The sequence below is a fragment of the Pseudonocardia acidicola genome (genome assembly GCF_012911935.1).
Classification (GTDB): domain Bacteria; phylum Actinomycetota; class Actinomycetes; order Mycobacteriales; family Pseudonocardiaceae; genus Pseudonocardia; species Pseudonocardia acidicola.
Map to the genome: position 1 here is coordinate 23015 of NZ_JAAXLA010000086.1, position 6411 is coordinate 29425.

6 protein-coding genes are annotated in these 6411 nt (G+C 71.6%); 1 reads left to right on the forward strand and 5 read right to left on the reverse strand.

The features are described from left to right. Positions 1–102: 102 nt before the first annotated feature. From HF526_RS29950 to HF526_RS29970, 5 genes are all read right to left on the reverse strand, one after another. A complete protein-coding gene (locus HF526_RS29950) occupies positions 103–1719 on the reverse strand; it encodes a solute symporter family protein (RefSeq protein WP_169384942.1) in 1617 nt (538 codons plus the stop codon). Beyond that, complete coding sequence (locus HF526_RS29955) at positions 1716–2048, reverse strand: DUF485 domain-containing protein (protein WP_169384943.1); 333 nt, start codon at positions 2046–2048, stop codon at positions 1716–1718. The genes HF526_RS29950 and HF526_RS29955 overlap by 4 nt, the downstream gene beginning before the upstream one ends. Positions 2049–2333: 285 nt before the next feature. Further along, the gene (locus HF526_RS29960) at positions 2334–4073 is read right to left on the reverse strand and encodes a sodium:solute symporter family transporter (RefSeq protein ID WP_169384944.1); all 1740 of its coding nucleotides are present in this window, start codon (positions 4071–4073) and stop codon (positions 2334–2336) included. Further along, positions 4070–5809, reverse strand: coding sequence for a sodium:solute symporter family transporter (locus HF526_RS29965; RefSeq protein WP_169384945.1), 1740 nt, complete (start codon positions 5807–5809; stop codon positions 4070–4072). Before HF526_RS29965 ends, HF526_RS29960 begins: the two co-directional genes overlap by 4 nt. Positions 5810–5839: 30 nt before the next feature. Further along, positions 5840–6178 carry a hypothetical protein gene (locus HF526_RS29970; RefSeq protein ID WP_169384946.1) on the reverse strand — a complete coding sequence of 113 codons (339 nt, stop codon included), beginning with the start codon at positions 6176–6178 and terminating at the stop codon, positions 5840–5842. A gap of 19 nt (positions 6179–6197) precedes the next feature. On the opposite strand from HF526_RS29970, the gene HF526_RS29975 reads away from it, so the two are divergent. Then, positions 6198–6395: a hypothetical protein gene (locus HF526_RS29975; RefSeq protein ID WP_169384947.1), complete on the forward strand. Its 198-nt coding sequence runs from the start codon at positions 6198–6200 to the stop codon at positions 6393–6395. The last annotated feature ends 16 nt before the right edge of the window (positions 6396–6411 follow it).

Below are 6411 nucleotides of genomic sequence, written 5' to 3' on the forward strand. Positions count from 1 at the left end.
CCACGATCCGGCGTCACGACCCCGTGAGCGGACCAGGCCCCTGACTCGCGGACGGGACGGATCCGGAGGTGGGATCCGCCCCGTCGGTTCGCGGGCGCGTGCTCACCGCCCCTGGTGCACGACCCCCTTCTCCGCGCCGGCGCCGGTCAGCGACCGGACCTCCATCTCGGCGTACTTCTCGCTGTTGAACCGCTCCCGGCGACCGACCCAGGTGCCGAGAACACCGAGCAGGAACGACGCCGGGATCGAGACGAGGCCGGGGTTGGACAGCGGGAAGATCGCGAAGTCCACATCCTTGATCATCGAGGTGGCCGAGCCGGACACCGCCGGCGAGAAGAGGATCAACAGCACGCAGATCGCGAGCCCGCCGTAGATGCTGAACAGCGCGCCGGTGGTGTTGAACTTCCGCCAGAACAGCGAGTACAGGATCGTCGGCAGGTTGGCCGAGGCCGCGACCGCGAACGCCAGCGCCACCAGGAACGCGACGTTCTGGCCGTTGGCCACGATGCCGCCGACGATCGCCACCAGGCCGATCACCACTGCGGTGGTCCGGGCGACCCGCACCTCCCGGTCCGGCGACGGCTGCCCCTTCTTGATCACGTTGGCGTACACGTCGTGGGCGAACGACGCCGACGCCGTGATCGTCAGGCCCGCGACCACCGCGAGGATCGTCGCGAACGCGACCGCCGCGACGATGCCCAGTAGCAGCTCGCCGCCCAGCTCGTAGGCCAGCAGCGGCGCCGCGTCGTTCTGGGTCTCGGCCGTGATCATGCCCGGGGGCAGCAGCGCTTGCGCGCCGTAGCCCAGGACCAGGGTGAACAGGTAGAACACGCCGATCAGCCAGATGGCCCAGACCACCGAGCGGCGGGCCTCCTTGGCCGTGGGCACGGTGTAGAAGCGCATCAGGATGTGCGGCAGGCCCGCGGTGCCGAGCACCAGCGCCAGGCCCAGCGAGATGAAGTCGACCTTGTTCTTGTACTGCAGACCCGGGCCGAGGATGCCCTCCCCCTTCGGGCTGCGCTCGACAGCCTGGTCGAGGACCGCCGAGAAGTTGAACCCGAACCGGCCCAGCACCCAGGTGGTGAGCACGGCCGCGGCGATCAGCAGCAGCACCGCCTTGATGATCTGGACGTAGGTGGTGCCCTTCATGCCACCGATCAGCACGTAGACGATCATGAGCACGCCCACGACCGCGACGACGACACCCTGGCCGAAGGTGTCCGAGCGCGGGATCTGCAGCAGCAGGGCGATCAGCCCGCCGGCGCCGGCCATCTGCGCGATCAGATAGAAGAACGACACGACCAGGGTCGAGGTGGCCGCGGCCGCCCGGACCGGACGCTGGCGCATCCGGAAGGCCAGCACGTCGCCCATGGTGAACTTGCCGGTGTTGCGCAGCAGTTCGGCGACCAGCAGCAGCGCCACCAGCCAGGCGACGAGGAAGCCGACCGAGTACAGGAAGCCGTCGTAGCCGTAGAGCGCGATGGCACCGGCGATACCGAGGAACGACGCCGCCGACAGGTAGTCACCGGAGACCGCGACACCGTTCTGCGAACCACTGAACGAGCGGCCCGCGGCGTAGTAGTCCGAAGCGGTCCTGTTCGTCCGGCTCGCCCGGAACACGAAGACCAGGGTGACGGCGACGAACAGAGTGAAGATCAGGACGTTGGTCGTGCGGTCGCCGACGACGGCCTGCTGAGCCTGCGCCAGCACGGCGGTCATGCGGCGGTCTCGATCTGGTGGCGCAGCCGCTCGGCGGCCGGGTCGAGGTGCCGGTCCGCATACCGGACGTAGATCGTGGTGATCGCGAACGTGGTGACGAACTGCAGCAGCCCGATGACCAATCCGACGGTGACGTTGCCCATGACCTTGGTCGCCATGAACGCCGGCGCATAGGACGCGAGCAGCACGTACGCGAGGTACCAGAGCAGGAAGGCCGCGCTCATCGGAAAGACGAAGCGGCGCAGCCTGCGGCGCAGCTCCGCGAACTCAGGGCTGCGCTGAACCTGCTCGTAGATCGTGCCGGCCGAGCGTTCTCCGGTCGTACTCACCGTTCTCCCCGTCCTGTTCACTGATTGGCAGAGCGCTCACTGATCGCGCACGGTCAGGCACACGATGTAGCGCCGGACAGGTGGCCGACCATTGCAAGCCGGAATCGTCCACCTGGACTGATAACGGGCGGGTCCGCCGTGCGGCATGCGGCGGACGCCCAGCGGTGGCCGGCGGACGCCGAGCGGTCCATAGTGCCTGAATTGCCCGTTTCTTGCGGTAGCTCTGCGCTGACTCGATTGACGAGTTCACCCGCTCGTGGCTGCCCGACCGGGTAAGGCGGCCGCTCAGCCCTCGAACCGGGGCGGGTCCCCGAGCCGGTCGCGGCTCAGGCCGAGGCGCTCCGGGGCGTGCAACCGCAGCAGCACCTGGTCGGTGTCGGCCGGGCGGCGCTTAGCGGTCGCCAGGCTCACCAGGACCATCGTCAGGAACGCGACCGGCACGCTGACGACCGCGGGCCGGTAGAGCAACACCCCCGGCCAGCCCGTGCTGCCCACCCCGGCGAGGCTCGCCGCCACCGCACCCGCGGAGAGCACCCCGCCCGCGAGCACCCCGGCGACCGCGCCGTGGTCGGTCAGCCCGCGCCACCAGATGCCGAGCACCAGCAGCGGGCAGAACGTCGAGGCGGCCACCGCGAAGACCAGCGCCACCGTCGCGGAGAAGTCCAGCTGCGTGGCGCCCAGCGCGAGCGCCAACGGCACCGCGGCCGCGAGCAGCGTGGCGACCCGGAAGTCGCGGACCCGGCCGCGCAGCACGTCGGTCGAGAGCACCCCGGCGATGCTCACCAGCAGGCCCGACGACGTGGACAGGAACGCCGCCCAGGCCCCGGCCGCGACGACGCCGCCGAACACCACCCCCGCCCATCCGCCGCCCAGCACCGCCGACGGCAGCAGCAGCACGGCGGCGTCGGTCTGGCCGTTGACCAGCAACTGCGGCGTGTAGAGCCGGGACAACGCCCCGACCAGCGTCACCAGTACGTAGAACACACCGAGCAGGGCCAGCACCACCACCGCGCTGCGCCGGGCCGTGCGGCCGTCGGGGTTGGTGTAGAAGCGCACGAGCACGTGCGGCAGGCCCATCGTGCCGAGGAACGTCGCGATGATCAGTGAGTAGACGGCCAGCACTCCGTGGTCGCGGGAACCCGGGAACGGCCGCAGCCACGCCCCGTCGGTCGGCGGCGAACCGGCGACCACCGGCACCGCGGACCCGCCGGCGAAGACGAGCCGGGTGCCCGCCTCGACGGTGTGCCGCCCGGGCTCCCAGCGCACCGCACCGTCGACCTGCTGCCCGTCGATCGCACCGCTGGCCTGGAACGTCACCGGCTGGACGACCTCGAGCACCACGCCGGTGCGGACGTCGACGCTGGTCTGGTGGGAGAACTGCGGCGGCGCAGGCCGGTCGAAGCTCCGGCCGTCGTTCAGGAAGAAGATCAGCGCGATCACCGCGGGCACGGCCAGTGCGGTCAGCTTGAGCCAGTACTGGAACGCCTGCACCAGCGTGATCGAGCGCATCCCACCCAGTGCCACCGACACCACGACGACGAGGCCGGCCGCCGCCACCCCGAGCCACGGCGGCAGCGAGGTCACCGTGGCGACCGTCAGCCCGGCTCCCTGCAGCTGAGGCAGGATGTAGAGCCAGCCGATCACGATGACGAACAGGGTGCAGACCCGGCGCAGCACCGGCGAAGCCAGCCGCGCCTCCGCGAAGTCGGGCACCGTGTAGGCACCCGAGCGGCGCAGCGGCGCCGCCACGAACAGCAGCAGCGCCAGGTAGCCGCCGGTGAAGCCGACCGGGTACCAGAGCGCGTCCACCCCGTCCTTGAGCACCAGCCCGGCGATCCCGAGGAACGACGCCGCCGACAGGTACTCCCCCGAGATCGCGCTCGCGTTGGTGGCCGGGTGGACCGTGCGCGAGGCCACCAGGAAGTCCGACGTGCTGCGGGCCCGCACCCCGATCGCACCGACCACCGCGGACGCCACGGCGACCAGTGCGATCGCCGCGAGCGCAACGAGTGCCGTGGTGCTCACCGGGCGCTCCGGCGATGCTCCGTCCGGTCGCCGCCCAGCCCGAGCCGCTCCGGCGCGTGCAGCCGCAGCATGGTGCGGTCGACGTCGGCCGGTACCTCGGTCCGGGTCAGCTTGCTGACCACGATCATCGTCAGGAACGCCGCCGGCACGGTCGCCGCCGCGGGCCGGTACAGCAGCACCCCGAGCAGCCCGGACGGCAGCACCGCGAACAGGCTCACCCCGACCGCGATCGCGGACAGCCCGCCGCCGACCAGCACGCCGGCGATCGCGCCGGTCGCGGTCAGCCCGCGCCACCAGATCCCGAGCACGAGCAGCGGGCAGAACGTCGCCGCCGCGACCGCGAACACCAGCGGCACGGTGAGCGAGAAGTCCATCCGGGTGACCACCAGGGCCAGCGCGACGGGGATGACCGAGGAGATCACAGCGGCCAGCCGGAAGTCGCGGAAGCGACCCTTCAGCACGTCGGTGAACAGCACACCGGCGAGGCTCACCACGAGGCCCGACGAGGTCGCCAGGAACGCCGCCGCGGCACCCGCCGCGACCAGGCCGCCGAGCAGCCAGCTGGTCCAGCTGCCGCCCAGCGCCGCGGACGGGATCAGCAGCACCGCCGCGTCGGTCTGGCCGCTCACGAGCAACTGCGGGACGTAGAGCCGGGACAGCGCCCCGAGCAGCGTGACGAGCAGGTAGAAGCCGCCGATCATCGCGAGCACCACGACCGTGGTCCGGCGCGCGGCGCGCCCGTCGGGGTTGGTGTAGAAGCGCACCAGCACGTGCGGCAGGCCCATCGTGCCCAGGATGCCCGCGATCAGGATCGAGTAGATCTCCAGCAGCTGGTCCGGGGCGGTGCCCGACATCGGCAGCAGCCAGTCGCGGTCGGTGGTCGGCGCGCCGGCCGTGGTGGGCACCGCGGTGCCGGCGGCGAAGTGCAGGTCGGAACCGGCCAGCACCGTGTGCCTGCCCGGTTCCCAGCGCACCGGCCCGTCGACGCTCCGGCCGTCGATGTCACCGCGGGCGGTGAACGTCACCGGGGCCGCGACCTCCAGCACCACGCCGGTGCGGACGTCGACCGTGGTCGCGGCCGGGAACTGCGGCGGCGCCGGACGGTCGAACGTGCGGCTGTCGGACAGGAACAGGCTCACCACGACCAGCGCCGGCACGAGCAGCGCGGTCAGCTTCAGCCAGTACTGGAACGCCTGCACGAACGTGATCGAGCGCATCCCGCCCGCGACGACGGTCAGCACGACGATCACGCCGGCGCCGCCCACCCCTATCCAGGACGGCAGCGAGGTCAGCGTGCTCAGCGACAGCCCGGCGCCCTGGAGCTGCGGGAGCAGGTAGAGCCAGCCGATGAGCAGCACGAACGCGGCGCACAGCCGGCGCAGCTTCGGGGAGTCCAGCCGGTCCTCGGCGAAGTCCGGCACCGTGTAGGCGCCCGAGCGGCGCAACGGCGCGGCCACGAACAGCACCAGCGCGAGATAGCCCGCGGTGAAGGCGATCGGGTACCAGAGGGCGTCGGCGCCCTCCCGGAGGATCAACCCGGCGATGCCGAGGAACGAGGCCGCCGACAGATACTCGCCGGAGATGGCGCTGGCGTTGACGGTCGGGCCGACCGTCCGTGAGGCGACCAGGAAGTCCGAGGTGCTGCGAGCGACGCGGACGCCCAACGAACCGATGACGGCCGAGGCCAGCCCGACCAGGGCGATGGCGAACAGGGCGACGAGAGCGGGAGTACTCACCGGGGAGCGAGGTGGTTCACGTGCACACCGTCAATCTTGCACGTGATCGGCGAAGTTCTGCTCGACCTTCTCGGCCGAGCGGGTGTGCCACCAGCCCAGGCCCAGCAGGAACGGGTAGACGAGCACGCCGAGCAGCAGCCATGGCAGCCGCAGGCCCAGCACGTCGATCCCGCCGAGGTCCGGGAACAGCGCGAACAACGCCGGGAGCAGGCCCAGGGTGAGACCGGCCACCGCGGCCACGCGCAGCGCCACCCCGAGCTGGGTGCCGATCAGGTTGACGCGCAACAGATCGCCGACCGGGGTGAGCTCCTGCACGTCGACGACGGTGCGGACCGAGCGGGCCACACCCTTGCGTTCGGAGAGCACCACCCGGACCCGGGTCGCGGTGATGTCGACCCCCGAGGTGGACGCGTCGGGCGGGGTGTCCGTCGAGATGGCGGCCGGGGCCGCGTCGTCCGCCGGCGCGGAGGCCGGGAAGCCGGCGCCACCGGACAGCGGCGCGAGCCGGGCCCCGGGCAGCGCGGCGGCCGAGGCGCGGATGCCGTCGGGGGCGGGCGCCGGCGCCTCGTCGGGCGCGGCCGGGTGAGTGGCTGTCTCTTATA